Genomic DNA, 14616 nt, shown 5'->3' with positions numbered 1-14616 from the left:
TCCGGACCCAGTGTGAGGGGTGTCCGTTTCGCCGTCGTTGCCTACCCGTGTCTGTGCATAAAAATGCAGATGGGACCGGTTACGCGGAGGCGCGCGTGACCATGTGCGTGTCGAGCAGCACGTACGGCCGCTCCATCGGCTCCCGGCGGATGCGCGCCACCAGCAGCCGGGCCATCTGCCGGCCCATCTCCTCGACCGGCTGGTACACCGTGGTGAGCGGCGGGTCGGCCTGCCGCGCGATCGGCGCGTCCTCGAAGCCGACCACCGCCACGTCGTCCGGCACCCGGCGACCGGCGTCGCGCAGCGCGCGCAGCGCACCGCAGGCCATCAGGTCGGACGCGACGAAGACCGCGTCCAGGTCCGGGCTCAGCTCCAGCAGCCGGTGCATGGCCGCGGTGCCGCTGCCCTCGGAGAAGTCGCCGTACGCGATCAGGTCCTCCGCCGCCGGCCGGCCGCTGAGCCGCACCGCCTCGCGATAGCCGGCGAGCCGGGCCACGCCCACGCCCATGTCCTGCGGCCCGGCGATGGTGGCCACCCGCTGCCGGCCGCCCGCGATCAGGTATTCCGTGGCCAGTCGCGCGCCGCCCGCGTTGTCCACGTCCACGAAGTAGGCGGCCTGCGCGCCCGGCTGGAGCATGCGGGCCGGCCGCCCGCCCAGGACCGCGGGCAGGTTGCGCTGCTCCAGCAGCGTCGGCAGCGGGTCGGAGTCGTGCAGCGAGAGCAGCAGCACGCCGTCCACGTGCTGGTTGGTGAGGTGGTGCTCGACGCGCTCGCGCTCGGCCGGGGACTGCGCCATGGCCAGCCAGAGCTGCATCTGCGTGTCGAGCAGCCCGGAACTGATGCCGCGCACGATGCCGGCGAAGAACGGTTCGCCGAACACCCGCTCCTCGGACTCGGAGACGACCAGCGCCACCGAGTCGGTCCGCTGGGTGACCAGCGCGCGGGCCGCCCGGTTCGGCACGTAACCCAGCTCGTCGATCGCGGCCTGCACCGCGGCCCGCGCCTCCGGGCTGACCTGCGGAGACCCGTTCACCACGCGGGACACCGTGCCGCGGCCGACCCCGGCCCGCGCGGCCACGGCGTCGAGGGTGGGCCGTCCGAGCGACCGCGTGCGCTGGGTTGTCATGTCTGCTCCAAGGGCCGGGGGCGTGCCGCCGAGGGCACGCCCCGCTACGGTACGACCACGCGTTACTGTGCGGCCAGACCGTTACGTCGGATCACGTCGGCGTACCACCTGGCACTGGTCTTGGGAATGCGCGTCTGCGTCTCGTAGTCCACGTAGACCATGCCGAAGCGCTTGGTGTATCCCCAGGCCCACTCAAAATTATCCATGAGCGACCAGGCAAAGTATCCCTTGAGCGGCACGCCCGCCTCGATCGCGGCGTGGCAGGCGCGCAGGTGCTGGTCGAGGAAGTCCACCCGCTCGGGGTCGTCCACCGCGCCGTCCACCACCTTGTCCACGAACGCGGAGCCGTTCTCCGTGACGTAGAGCGGCACCGCCGGGTACGTCTCCGCAACTTTGCGAAGCGTTTCGACGAGCCCCGGCGCGTCGATCTCCCAGTCCATGTCCGTCACCGGCACGCCGGGGCGGTGCACGAACCGCACGGTCTCGCTCCCCGGCCAGCAGGACGGCTTCGCCACCGCGTCCGGCTCGGGCGCGGCGACCACGTGCCGGCTGTAGTAGTTGATGCCCAGGAAGTCCAGCGGCTGCGCGATCGTGGCCAGGTCGCCGTCGTGCAGGTGGGTGAAGTCGGTGACCGGGGCCAGGTCCTCCACCACGTCCGCCGGGTACTCCCCGCGCAGCACCGGGTCCAGGAAGAACCGGTTGGCGAGGCCGTCGATGCGCCGCATGGCGTCCGCGTCCGCCGCCGAGTCCGACGCCGCGCCCATCGAGTAGAGGTTCAGCGTGATGCCGAGGCGCGCGCTCGGCGTGGTGGCCCGGACCGCCTGGAGCGCGAGCCCGTGACCGAGCAGCAGGTGGTGCGCGGCCCGGACGGACGCGGCGCCGTCCTGCACGCCGGGCGCGTGCACGCCCGACCCGTACCCGAGGAAGGAACTGCACCACGGCTCGTTGAACGTCGACCAGTGCGTGATCCGGTCACCGAGCGCGTCCACGGTGAGCTGGGCGTAGTCGGCGAACCGGGACGCGGTGTCCCGGGCCGGCCAGCCGCCCGCGTCCTCCAGCGCCTGCGGCAGGTCCCAGTGGTAGAGCGTGGCCCACGGCAGGATGCCCGCCTCGAGCAGCTCGTCCGCGAGCCGGCGGTAGAAGTCCAGACCGGCCTGGTTCGCCGGGCCGGAGCCGGTCGGCTGGATGCGCGGCCAGGCGATCGAGAAGCGGTACGACGTGAGGCCCAGGTCGGCCATCAGGCGCACATCGTCCTTGATCCGGTGGTAGTGGTCGCAGGCCACGTCGCCGTGGTCGCCGTTGACCGTGCGCCCGGGCGTGTGGCTGAACGTGTCCCAGATCGACGGGCCGCGGCCGCCCTCGGTGGCCGCGCCCTCGATCTGGTACGCCGCGGTCGCGGCGCCCCACAGGAAACCCGGCGGAAACTGATGAGTGGTCACGCCTTGACGGAACCTTCCATGATGCCGCCGATGATCTGACGGCCGAACGCGATGAACACGAGGAGCAGCGGCACGATGGCCAGCGCGGTGCCGGTGAAGACCTGGACGTAGTCGGTCGTGTAGTTGCCCGTCGCAAGGATCTTAAGCGAGTACTGGATCGTCGGAGTGTCGCCGTCGAGAACCAGGTAGGGCCAGAGGAACTCGTTCCACGTCTCCATGAACGTCAGCAGGCCCAGCACGGCCGCGGCCGGTCGCAGCGTGGGCAGCACGACGTTCCAGTAGATCCGCCAGGTGGAGCAGCCGTCCATCCGGGCCGCCTCGATCAGCTCGTCCGGGACCGCGGACATCGCGTACTGCCGCATCATGAACACGCCGAAGCCCTTGACCAGGAACGGCACGATCACCGCCTGGAGCGAGCCGAGCCAGCCCAGCTGGATCATCAGGATGTAGAGCGGGATGTAGCCGAGCTGGGTCGGGATCATCATCGTCACGATGATGATCAGCAGCAGCGCGTTCGCGCCCTTGAACCGCAGCTTGGCGAAGGCGAACCCGGCCAGCGTGGAGAACAGCACGACGGAGATCGTCACGACGCTGGACACGAAGATCGAGTTGGCCAGGCCGATCAGGAAGTGGGCCTGGTCGTTGGCGAGCAGTCGCTGCGTGTTGGCGGCGAACTCGCCGCCCGGCACCAGCGGCGGCGGGATCTTGTAGACCGACGAGTTGTCGCGCGAGGCGACGATGAACGACCAGGCGATCGGGAAGATCGCCAGCAGCACCGCGATGATCAGCGCGACGTAGGTGAGCGGGCTCGCCTCCCACAGCTTCGCGCCGGGCCGGCGCCGCCGGGTGGGCTTGTGCTCGGCCGGCGCGTTCGGCGCGGGCCGGGTAGTCAGCGCGGTCACTTGACGGACCCCTTCAGCGAGCGGCGGACCAGCAGGAAGTTGATCAGCGCGAAGAAGATGATCAACATGAAGAGCAGCCAGGACATCGCGGAGCCGAGGCCGTACTTGAAGTTGCCCTCGAACGTCGTGGTGTAGATGTACATCGCGATGGTCTGGAAGTTCTCCAGGCCGCTGCCGGAGCCGGCCGCGCCGTAGTTGAACATCAGCGGCTCGGTGAACAGCTGCATGCCGCCGATGGTCGAGATGATCACCGTGAACAGGATGGTGGGCTGGATCAGCGGCACCGTGAGCTGCCAGAACTGACGGGTCGGCGACGCGCCGTCCAGCGAGGCGGACTCGTAGAGGTCGCGCGGGATCGCCTGCATCGCGGCCAGGTAGATCAGCGCGTTGTAGCCGGTCCACCGCCAGTCGACCATGAACGCGATCGCGGTCCAGGAGGCCCAGCGGCTGCCCCGCCAGGAGACCGGGTCCAGGCTCAGCGACTGCAGCACCCAGTTCGCCAGGCCGTACCGGTCGGCGAAGATGAAGCCGAACACGATGCCGACCGCGGCGACCGAGGTGATGTTGGGCAGCAGGATGCCCATCCGCAGCGCGGTGCGGAAGCGCAGCTTCCGGTTCAGCCAGTTCGCCAGCATCAGCGCGAGCAGCAGCTGCGGGACGGTCGCCACCACGAAGATGCCGAACGTGTTGAGCATGGCGTTCCAGAAGTTGGCGTCGGCCAGCACCTCCTGGAAGTTCTGCAGGCCGACGAAGCCCTGGTCGCCCTTGATGAGGCCCCACTCGCGCATCGACACCCAGCCGGTGTAGATCAGCGGGAAGAAGCCGAAGACGGCGAAGAGGATGAAGAACGGCGCGACGTAGAGATACGGCGACATCTTCAGGTCGAGCCGTCCGAGCCGCACCTGGCGCGCCTGCTTGCGGCGCTGCCCCGGGTCCAGCGGCGGGGGACTCGCCGCGTGCCGCGGCATGCCCGCCGCGTGGGTGTTGACGCTCATGTGGTGGGGTTCCTTCCCCGGCCGGCGCGGCCGGTGACTCCAGACCGTGTGACGGTGGCGCCCACGCTCGTCGTTCGCGTGGGCGCCACCGTGACGCGTTACCGGTCGATCAGCCCTCGGCCAGCTTCTTGCCGTCCGCGACGGCCTTGGCCCAGGCCTCATCGGACGTCTTCTTGCCCTGCTCCGCGTTGCGCATCTCGGTCTCGAAGTGGTTCTCCCAGATGCCCTGGTGCTTCGGGCCGAGGTAGATCGGCTTGAGGCTCTTGGCGCTGGCGCCGAAGATCTCGCCGGTCGGCGCGTTGCTGAAGTACTCGTTGGTCGAGTCCTTGAACGCCGGGTCGTCGAGCGCCTTCACGTTCGACGGCATGTTGCCCTTCTCCTTGTACGAGGAGAGCTCGCCGTCCTTGCCGGTCAGGTAGGTCAGCAGCTTGTAGGCCGCCTCCTTGTTCTTGCTCTGCTCCGGGATGGCCAGGTACGAGCCGCCCCAGTTGCCGCTGCCGCCCGGGATCGTGGCGATGTCCCACTTGCCCTTGCCGGCGTCGCCGGCGCGCTCCGCGATCGAGCCGGTCATCCACGCCGGGCAGGGCACGGTCGCGAACGCGGCGTTGGCGAAGGCGGCGTTCCAGTCCGGCTGCCAGCGCTGCAGCTTGCCGGTGAGCCCGTCCGACGCCATCTGCAGGCCGAAGTCCCACGCCTCACGGACGATCGGGTTCTGCTCCACGATGTAGTTGTTGTTCGTGTCGTAGAACCAGGTCTGCGAGTTCTGCATGATGTACGGCTGCATGACGGCGGTCGCGGTGTCGATCCACGCGACGTCCTTGACCGCGTCCGACTCCTTGAAGCGCTTGCCGGTCGCCGCGTACTGCTCCCAGGTGGGCCAGAGCTTGGAGACCTCGTCACGCGCGGTCGGCAGGCCGGCCTTCTGGAACAGGTCGGTGCGGTAGCACATGGCCAGGCCACCGATGTCGGTGCCCAGGCCGACCAGCTTCGACTTGTCCGCGGTGAAGCCGTTGGCCCACTTGTAGGGCAGGAAGTCCGCCTCCAGCGAGGCCGCGCCCAGGTCGAGCAGGTTGGTCCACTTGTCCGGCGTCTCGAGGTAGCCCAGGAGCGTGCCCTCCTCGAGCATGACGACGTCGCCGGCGCCCTGACCGGTGGCGAGCCACTGGTTCAGCTTCGGCGTGAAGTCCTTCAGCTCGCCCATGTTCTGGGCGTCGACCTTGATGTCCGGGTTCGCCGACTGGAAGGCGGCGACCGCCGCGTCGAAGCCGGGGCTGCCGAAGTACTGCAGGACGATGGTGCTCTGTCCGCCTTCGCCGCTGTCTCCGTCGCTCGCGCTGCACGCCGCGGCGGAGAGAACCAAACCGGCGGCGAGAGCCGCCGCCGCGATGCCGCGCAGGCGGCGCCTCGGAACGCTCATCCTGACCCCTCTCAGGTCGTGATGGTGGTGATGGTGGGTATGTCGTGTGCCCGAAGAACCCTGAAGTCGACCGATGGAAGATCGACGGACGTGCCCGATGTCCCAGCGTGGTGTGGTGCCGCCCACTGCATACTCGGGAGCGCTCCCATGAGATTGCCGACGCGTTACGAGGGTGTCAAGGGGCCGATGGGAGCGTTCCCATTTCGTTACCACGCTGAGTGAGGTCACCGGGACGACCGGCGAAAAACCTTGTCACCATTAGGCTTTTGGCGTGAACGAGTTGCTTCCCGGCCCTGACCTCGACGACGAGACGCTGATCGCGCACTACGCGCGCCCGGCCGGGCCGAGCCTCCGGGTCAGCTTCGTGTCGAGCGCGGACGGCGCCATGGAGATCGACGGGCTCTCCACCGCGCTGTCCGGGGCCGAGGACAAGCGCGTCTTCGGGGTGCTGCGCATGCTCGCGGACGCGATCCTGGTCGGCGCCGGCACGCTGCGCCGGGAGAACTACCGCCCGATCCGGCTCAGCCCGCCGCGGATCGAGTGGCGGCGCGCGCACGGCCTGCCGGACGTACCCACGCTGGTCACGGTCTCCGCCTCGCTCGACCTCGACCCCGCCATGCCCGCGCTCGCGGACGCGCCGGTGCGCCCGATCGTGCTCACCCCCTCCCGCGCCCGCAACGCCGGCCTGGAGAGGGTCGCCGACGTGGTCCGGTTCGACGATCACAACCCGGTTCCGGCGGTACGGGCGCGCGGGCTGCACCACATCCTCTGCGAGGGCGGCCCGCGGCTGTTCGGCACGCTGCTCGCCGCGGACGCGGTCGACGAGTTGTGCCTGACCGTGGCGCCGGTGCTGGCCGGCGCCGGCGCGTCCCGGATCGCGGCCGGGCCGGTCGCGGCGGCGCGGCGGATGCGCCCGGCGCACGTGCTGCGCGGTGGCGAGCACCTGATGATCAGGTATGTCCGAGGTCACCCGGACGATGAGCCCACGCCCACCCGTTGTGGATAACCCTGTGGGAAACCACAAGATCTTGTGGAAAACGTGGGGACAGGAGGTGCCAACCACGGCGTGGCTTCCGTTGTTGTCGTACCCGTGGGGCACGATGATCGGGTGCCAGTAGACCCCTCGGACCCGGGCCCCGCCGTCGGCCGCGTGCTGGGCACCGCCGACGCCACCCCGTTGCAGTTCTGGACCGCCGTCACCCCGGGGGCGTACCTGCAGCTCGACGACGTGGTGGTGACCCGGCGGGAACTGCCCGACCGCGAGCCGGTGACCATCGCCGGCGTGGTCACCCAGGTCCGCGCGCGGCACGAGGGCGCGCAGTTCGACTCCGATGTGTTCGCGATCGCGGAGGGCACGCTGCCCGCGCTGGTCCAGGAGGCCGCGGAGATCACCACCACCCGCGTCGACCCGGAGCTCTACGTGCCGCCCGCGCCCGGCGCACCGGTGCACCGCGCCGAGGGCGTCGCCCGCGCGCAGGCGCTGCACTTCGACCGGATGGAGCGGCCGATCCCGATGGGCACCGGGCGCGACGGCGTCCCGGTCTACCTGAACGCGGACTTCCTGGACGGCACGCGCGGCGCGCACGTCTCCATCTCCGGCATCTCGGGCGTGGCCACCAAGACCAGCTTCGCCACGTTCCTGCTGTACTCGGTGTTCCGCTCCGGCGTGCTGGGTGCGGAGAGCGTCAACTCCAAGGCGCTGATCTTCAACGTCAAGGGTGAGGACCTGCTCTTCCTCGACCACCCCAACACCCGGCTGGACGAGCGGACCACGGAGGCGTACGGGAAGCTCGGCCTGCCCGCCGACGCGTTCGCGGACGTCCGGGTCTACGCGCCGCCGCGGATCGGCGACGCCTCCGGCACCCCGGACGTGAGCAGCAGGCTGACCGGTGTGGACGCGTTCTACTGGACGCTCGCCGAGTTCTGCGAGACCGGCCTGTTGCCGTACGTGTTCGCCGACGCGGACGACGAGCGCCAGCAGTACACGATGGTCGTCCACGCGGTCACCGCGCACCTGGCGCGCGTCGCGGTCCCGGCCGAGGGCGGCGTGAGCATCCAGGGCAAGCGCATCGGCTCCTACGGCGACCTGGTCGACTTCCTGGTCGAGCAGCTCAGCGACGAGGACACCCGCCGCGACTGGGCCGGCTCCGCGGTCGGCATCGGCACCACCAACGCGTTCGCCCGCCGCCTGATCTCCAGCAAGAAGGACCTGTCCCGGCTGATCCGCGGCGACCTGGCCCAGCGCCGTCCACACTCGATCAACACGTCGGAGAGCGCGCAGGTCACCGTGGTCGACCTGCACAACCTGCCGGACCGCGCGCAGCGGTTCGTGGTCGGCGTGACGCTCAAGAGCGAGTTCGAGCGCAAGGAGAAGGCGGGCACGGCCAAGCCGCTGCTGTTCGTGGTGCTCGACGAGCTGAACAAGTACGCGCCGCGCGACGGCACCTCCCCGATCAAGGAGGTGCTGCTCGACATCGCGGAGCGCGGCCGGTCGCTCGGCGTGATCCTGATCGGGGCGCAGCAGACCGCCAGCGAGGTGGAGCGCCGCATCGTGACGAACTCCGCGGTCCGCGTGGTGGGCCGGCTCGACCCCGCCGAGGCCGGCCGGCCGGAGTACGGGTTCCTCCCGCCCGCGCAACGCCAGCGCGTGCTGCTGGCCAAGCCCGGCACCATGTTCGTCAACCAGCCGGACATCCCGGTCCCGCTCTGCGTGGAGTTCCCGTTCCCGGCGTGGGCCACCCGCGTGTCCGAGGCCGGTGACGCCCCCACCGGCACGCTCCGCTCGATCGTCCAGGCCGCGGACCCGTTCGCCGTGGTCGGGGGGCGAGGGCGCCCGGGCTCCCGCATCTCCGACGACGACATCCCCTTCTAGCGACGGACACCCATGAAGATCCTGCACACCTCGGACTGGCACGTCGGGAAGGTCCTCAAGGGACACACCCGTGTGGAGGAGCACATCAACGTGCTCCGCGACCTGGTCGAGATCGCCCAGAGGGAGCGGCCCGACCTGGTCGTGGTGGCCGGCGACCTATACGACACGGCCGCGCCCACGCCGGACTCCACGCGCATCGTGACGCGCGCGCTGACCGCGCTGCGGGCCACCGGCGCCGACGTGGTCGCGATCGGCGGCAACCACGACAACGGCGCCGCGCTGGACGCGCTGCGCCCGTGGGCGGACGCGGCCGGCATCCAGCTGCGCGGCACGGTCCGGGAGACCGCGTCCGAGCACGTGCTGACCGGCACCACGGCCGGCGGTGAGGCGTGGCGGCTGGTCGCGCTGCCGTTCCTGTCCCAGCGGTACGCGGTGCGCGCGGTGGAGATGTACGAGCTGACCGCGTCCGAGGCGCAGCAGACGTACGCGGACCACATCGGCCGGCTGATCGCGAAGCTGACCGAGGACTTCGCGGACCGCAGCGCCGTCAACGTCCTCACCGGCCACCTCACCGTGGTCGGCGCGAAGATGGGCGGCGGCGAGCGGGACGCGCACACCGTGCTCGGCTACGCCGTGCCGGCCAGCGTGTTCCCGTCCACCGCGCATTACGTGGCGCTCGGGCACCTGCACCGCACCCAGCAGATCCTCGGCCCCTGCCCGATCCGGTACTCGGGGAGCCCGCTCGCGGTCGACTTCGGCGAGGAGGAGAACACGCCGTCCGTCACGATCGTCGAGGTCACCGCCACCACGCCGGCCCGGCCCCGGTCCGTGCCGATCGGGAGCGCGACGCCGCTGCGCACGGTCCGCGGCACGCTCGCCGACCTGCAGCGGTTCGCCGAGCGCCACGCGGACGCGCCGGGCTGGCTGCGCGTCTACGTGCGCGAGATGCCGCGCGCCGGACTGCGCGAGGAGGTGCAGGACCTGCTGCCGAACGCGCTGGACGTGCGCATCGACCCGGACATGCTGCCCACCCGGACCAGCCCGACCGCGGCGCAGCGGGCCGGCCGCTCCCCCAGTTCGCTGTTCGCCGACTACCTGACGGTGCGCGGGCACGACGACGAGGGCGTGCAGGAGCTGTTCGACGAGATCTACGAGGAGATCCCGGGAGGCGCGTCGTGAGGCCGCTGCGGCTGGACATGTCCGGATTCACCGTGTTCCGCGAGCAGACCACGGTGGACTTCACGGACGCGGACTTCTTCGCGCTGGTCGGCCCGACCGGCTCCGGCAAGTCCACGGTGCTGGACGCGATCACGTTCGCGCTCTACGGCCAGGTCCCGCGCTGGGGCACGGCCCGCGGCATCGTCAACGCGCTCTCCCCGTCCGCGGTCGAGGCGCGCGTCCGCCTGGTCTTCGAGTCCGCCAACGAGCGGTACGTGGCCACCCGGGTGGTGCGCCGGGACGGCAAGGGACGGGTCACCACCAGCGGCGCCGGGCTGCAACTGATGCCGCGCGGGTTCGACGTGACCAAGCTGGACACCGGACTGTCCCCGGAGGACCTCGGCGAGGTGCTGGCCGGCACGCCCGCGGAGATGGACAAGGCGGTGCAGGAGGCGGTCGGCCTGCCGTACGAGCAGTTCACCACGTGCGTGGTGCTGCCGCAGGGCCAGTTCGCCGACTTCCTGCACGCGAAGCCCGCGACCCGGCAGCAGATCCTGGTCAACCTGCTCGACCTCGGCGTCTACGAGGAGGTGCAGCGCCGCGCCACCGCCCGGGCCGGCGCCGCGGACGCCAAGCTCTCCGCGGTCGACCAGCTGCTGTCCGGGCTGGACGACACGGACGACGCGCACCTCGCCGCCGCGGCCGACCATCTGGACCGGGTGATCGAGCTGGCCGAGGGCGTCGAGGCCGCGCTGCCGGACCTGCGCGCCGCCGCGTCCCGGACCGAGGCGGCCACGGTCGCGCTCGCCACGCTGGACGCCGAGATCGCGAAGCTGCGCGGCGTGCGCGCGCCCGCGGACGTGACCGCGATCGCCGGTGCCGCCGCGTCCGCGCGCGCCACCGCGGCCGAGACGGTCACGGCCGTGCACGCCGCGGAGGAGCAGGAGGAGAAGGTGCGCGGCGAGGTCGCGGGCAGCGGCGACCCGGCCGCGCTGCGCCTGCTGCTGGAGGCGCACGCCGACCTGGACAAGCTGACCGCGCAGGCGGCCGAGCTGACCGCGATGCTGGCGTCCGCCGAGTCCGAGCACGGCACGGCCGCCGCGTCCGTCGCCACGGCCCGCGCCGAGCACGAACGCGCCACCGCCGCGCTGGAGGCGGCCCGCCAGGCGTACCAGGACGCGCAGAACGCGGACCGCGCCACCGCGCTCCGGCTGCACCTCACGGTCGGCGACGCCTGCCCGGTCTGCGCGCAGCCGGTCACCGCGCTGCCGGTCGAGTCGCCGGCCGGGTTCGCGGTGCCGGTCGACGGCGCCGGCCGCGCGATCGACGGCGGCCGGGCACGGGCCGGGGCACCACGGCCGCGCGCCGGGGCGGCCGCCGGTCAGCCCGACGCCGCCGCGCAGCGGGCCGCCGGGCGCTCCGCCGTGGCCGCCGCCGAGGCCGAGGGGAAGACCGCACGCGCCGCCGCCGACCGCGCCGCCACGCTGGTCACCGAGCGCGAGCAGGCCGCCCGCGAGCTGGAGCGCACGCTCGACCGGGCCCGCGCCCGCCACGACGACCTGCAACTGCGGCTGAAGGCCACGACGGAGAAGGTGGCCGGCTCGCCCGGCCCCGCCGCGCTGCGCCGTGAACTGGACGAGATCGCCGCGCTGCGGACGAAGCTGGACGCCGCGGGCGCGGCCGTGCGCCGGGCCCGGGAGGCACAGCGGCGCGCCCAGGCCGAGGCGGACCGGGCGGAGCAGCGGCTGCGGGCCGCCTGGCAGGGCTTCGACGCCGCGCGCGACACGGTGGCGCCGTTCGGGCCGCCCGCGCCGGACCGCGACGACGTGGCCGCGGCCTGGACCGGGCTGGCCGGGTGGGCGGCGGAGCAGGTCGCCCGGCGCGCGGACGCCCGGACCGCGGCCGAGGCGGAGCTGCGGGCCGCGCGGGACGGCGCGGACGACGTGCACCTGAGGATTCAGGGCCTCTTCGAGGGCGTCGGCCTGTCCGCACCGGCCAAGCGCGGCGAGGCGGAGTACCTGCGGGCCGCGGCGGTGGCGACCGAGCGGGCCGAGGGTGCGCTGCGGCGCATCGAGGAGCGGCGCGAGCAGGCCGCGGAGCTGCGCGAGCAGCGGGCCGCGCACGAGCGCGCCGGCCGGGTCGCGAAGACGCTCGCCGGCCACCTCCGGGCTAACAACTTTGAACGATGGCTGCTGGAGGAGGCGCTGGACCTGCTGGTCGACGGCGGTTCGCGCATCCTGCGTGAACTCTCCGGCGGGCAGTACGAGCTGGTGCACGACAAGGGCGAGTTCTGGGTCGTCGACCACCACGACGCCGGCCTGCGCCGCGGCGTGCGCACGCTCTCCGGCGGCGAGACGTTCCAGGCGTCGCTGGCCCTGGCGCTGGCGCTCTCCGAGCAGTTGTCCGGCATGTCCACCACCGCGGCCAGCCTGGAGTCGATCGTGCTGGACGAGGGCTTCGGCACGCTGGACGCGGCCACGCTCGACTCCGTCGCCGCCACGCTGGAGAACCTGGCCGCCCGCGGCGACCGGATGGTCGGCGTGGTCACCCATGTCGGCGCGCTGGCCGAGCGGATCCCGGTCCGCTTCGAGGTGCGCAAGGATGCCCGTAGCGCGAGAGTGACCCGGAGCGGCCTGTGACCCGTTACTTCATCGACGCGTGGGACCCGGCGTACGGCTCGTCCATCGAGTCCGACGGCGCCTTCGCCGGCCCGTCCGAGCAGAGCACCGCACAGGTCGACGCGGCCGTCGAGGTGCCGGACGAGGCCTGGCAGCCACTGCTCCCGCCGCCGGACCTGCGCCCGCCGCGGGTGGTCCTGCTGGTCGACGGCGTGCGCCGGATCGACGCGGGGCTGTGGACCGAGGAGGAGGACGGCGCGTCGTACCCCGGCCTGGCCGCCTCGTACGCGGCGGGCGTGGTCCGCTGCGACCTCGACCGCGGCGTCGCCGAGCTGGCCGGCGCGCGCGTCCAGCGCGGCCTGTTCACCGCCAGCCCCAGCGCCACCGACGCGGTCGCCGGCTCGATCCGCTACACCGTGCAGCGCGTCTCCGGCAGCGGCGAGCAGAGCAAGCTCCCCGCCGCCATCCAGGCGCCGCTCACCGCGCTCGAGGTCGACGTCTCCACCGAGGCCCGCGCCGGCGCCGGCGAGGACGACCTGCTCGTCGTGGACGGCCCGCTGCGCAACCGCCGCCAGCTCGCCCGCACCATCGGCTACATCAAGACCCAGCACCGGCAGTACCTGCCACCCCGCCTCGCCGCCGTGGTCACCTCGCTGAAGCCGGGTCAGCGCTCTCCCGTCTTCCTGACCGGCACGACCTGGGGCGGCTACTCCTGGTACCTTCGCCTTCCCGGCCGCCCCGGCGCCCCCTGGGCCGGCATCGTCCGCGCCGAGTGCTCCGCCGACCTGCCCCCGGCCGCCGCCTTCGCGCTCGCCGACCTGTCGCTCGTCACGCTGCCGCGCTTCGCCTCCACGGCGTACAAGGACCCGCGCGCCCCCCAGAACCTGATCCCCATCGCCGGGCTCGAACGCCGCCTCCGCTCCATGCTCGGCGACTCCCGCCTCCTCCACCGCGCCCTCACCCAATCCGCCGCCCGCGCCGCGTACCAGGCCGCCACCCGCGACCGCTGACGACCTTCCCTCCCGACGCCCGGCGCGGTGCGGTCCGTGTGTGGTCCCGCGGGCACTGAGCCGGCCGTCCCCGGCGCGGTCGGCGGCGGCGTGCTCCCGCGGGCATCGTGCTTCCCCGCGGCCGAGCCCTGGATTCCACGAGCGATATGCCCGCTTCCGGCGTGGTCGCGGTCCGCATGCTCCCGCGGGCAAACCCGCGGCGGCTCCGCCGCCGCTCCGACGCCGCGTCGGAGCCGGTGCCGCCGCTGGTCACCACGACCCCTCGTTCTTGACCGATCGGTCAAGAACCTGTTAGCGTGGCGGAAGCGCGCCCCAGTGAGGCCTCCTGCCGGGCGGCAGCGACCTATTCCCATGGCGACACCAAGGCTTGAGGAAGAACCGAAGTGATGAGTAACGAAGAGGTTGTCCGTGAGGCGTACCGGCTGGCGGAAGGGAACGTTCTCGACGGACATGGTTTTCGCGCCCTGTTCACGGAGGATGGAACGTTCAATGACGTGCCGAATTCGCTGACCCTGCGCGGGGACGAGATTCCTCTGGGGTTGACCGGCTTCGCCGGCGTTTTTCCGGATGTCCACCGTGAGCTGCTCGAAGTGCATGCGCTCGGTGACGTCGTCGCCGTCGAGCTGCGAATTCAGGGAACGCATCTCGGCGCGTTCCCGACGCCGTTGGGCGACATCCGTCCGACCGGTAACCGGATCGACGTGCCGACGGCGGATCTCTGGTATCTCCGGGACGGCAGGATCGAGCGGTTCAACTGCTACAACGCGGCGAACGTGCTGCTCGCCCAGATCGGGGCGACTCCCGACTTCACGTCGGCCATCGAGGCCGCCGCAAAGGCGTAGCTCTACGGCGCCGAGTATGCGACGGAACACGCACGTCTTCGCCGTCGCGCACTCGGCGCACTCCCCCGTGTTCGACTCGTCATATTGATGCCGGGACGAATCGCGCCCCGCACTGGGCCACGCCCCGGACGCCGCACGGTCACGGCACGCCGAACGACTCCGCCTACGGTCGATCACCGTCCCGGCCCTGCCCTAGAGGTCCGGCAGATTCCGGTGTCACGAGCTCCTGGAGGAGGC

At 71.8% G+C, this 14616-nt stretch carries 11 protein-coding genes; 6 read left to right on the top strand and 5 right to left on the bottom strand.

Annotated elements, in window-relative coordinates; all coding sequences use genetic code 11:
• Positions 1–79: 79 nt before the first annotated feature.
• The 5 genes from J2S41_RS01780 to J2S41_RS01760 form a co-directional block, all read right to left on the bottom strand.
• A complete protein-coding gene (locus J2S41_RS01780) occupies positions 80–1126 on the bottom strand; it encodes a LacI family DNA-binding transcriptional regulator (RefSeq protein ID WP_310362116.1) in 1047 nt (348 codons plus the stop codon).
• Positions 1127–1188: 62 nt separating this feature from the next.
• Positions 1189–2565: a GH1 family beta-glucosidase gene (locus J2S41_RS01775; protein ID WP_310362113.1), complete on the bottom strand. Its 1377-nt coding sequence runs from the start codon at positions 2563–2565 to the stop codon at positions 1189–1191.
• Positions 2562–3386, bottom strand: a complete 825-nt coding sequence (locus J2S41_RS01770) for a carbohydrate ABC transporter permease (RefSeq protein ID WP_310376242.1) — start codon at positions 3384–3386, stop codon at positions 2562–2564. Before J2S41_RS01770 ends, J2S41_RS01775 begins: the two co-directional genes overlap by 4 nt.
• A 77-nt stretch (positions 3387–3463) precedes the next feature.
• The gene (locus J2S41_RS01765; RefSeq protein ID WP_310362111.1) at positions 3464–4462 is read right to left on the bottom strand and encodes a carbohydrate ABC transporter permease; all 999 of its coding nucleotides are present in this window, start codon (positions 4460–4462) and stop codon (positions 3464–3466) included.
• A gap of 109 nt (positions 4463–4571) precedes the next feature.
• Positions 4572–5879, bottom strand: a complete 1308-nt coding sequence (locus J2S41_RS01760; RefSeq protein WP_310362108.1) for an ABC transporter substrate-binding protein — start codon at positions 5877–5879, stop codon at positions 4572–4574.
• Between the two features lie 271 nt (positions 5880–6150).
• On the opposite strand from J2S41_RS01760, the gene J2S41_RS01755 reads away from it, so the two are divergent.
• From J2S41_RS01755 to J2S41_RS01730, 6 genes are all read left to right on the top strand, one after another.
• Positions 6151–6885: a pyrimidine reductase family protein gene (locus J2S41_RS01755; RefSeq protein WP_374728102.1), complete on the top strand. Its 735-nt coding sequence runs from the start codon at positions 6151–6153 to the stop codon at positions 6883–6885.
• A 102-nt stretch (positions 6886–6987) separates the two neighbouring features.
• Positions 6988–8751, top strand: a complete 1764-nt coding sequence (locus J2S41_RS01750) for an ATP-binding protein (RefSeq protein WP_310362105.1) — start codon at positions 6988–6990, stop codon at positions 8749–8751.
• Between the two features lie 12 nt (positions 8752–8763).
• Positions 8764–9930 carry an exonuclease SbcCD subunit D gene (locus J2S41_RS01745; RefSeq protein ID WP_310362103.1) on the top strand — a complete coding sequence of 389 codons (1167 nt, stop codon included), beginning with the start codon at positions 8764–8766 and terminating at the stop codon, positions 9928–9930.
• Entirely contained in the window at positions 9927–12548 is a 2622-nt protein-coding gene (locus J2S41_RS01740; RefSeq protein WP_310362101.1) for an AAA family ATPase, read from the top strand. The genes J2S41_RS01745 and J2S41_RS01740 overlap by 4 nt, the downstream gene beginning before the upstream one ends.
• Positions 12545–13537 (top strand): hypothetical protein, encoded by a 993-nt coding sequence (locus tag J2S41_RS01735; protein WP_310362098.1) that lies wholly within the window; start codon positions 12545–12547, stop codon positions 13535–13537. Before J2S41_RS01740 ends, J2S41_RS01735 begins: the two co-directional genes overlap by 4 nt.
• 386 nt (positions 13538–13923) lie before the next feature.
• Complete coding sequence (locus tag J2S41_RS01730) at positions 13924–14379, top strand: ester cyclase (protein ID WP_310362095.1); 456 nt, start codon at positions 13924–13926, stop codon at positions 14377–14379.
• Positions 14380–14616: the final 237 nt, after the last annotated feature.

This window comes from Catenuloplanes atrovinosus (assembly GCF_031458235.1).
GTDB lineage: Bacteria > Actinomycetota > Actinomycetes > Mycobacteriales > Micromonosporaceae > Catenuloplanes > Catenuloplanes atrovinosus.
This window is presented reverse-complemented; position numbering and strand designations above follow the sequence as displayed.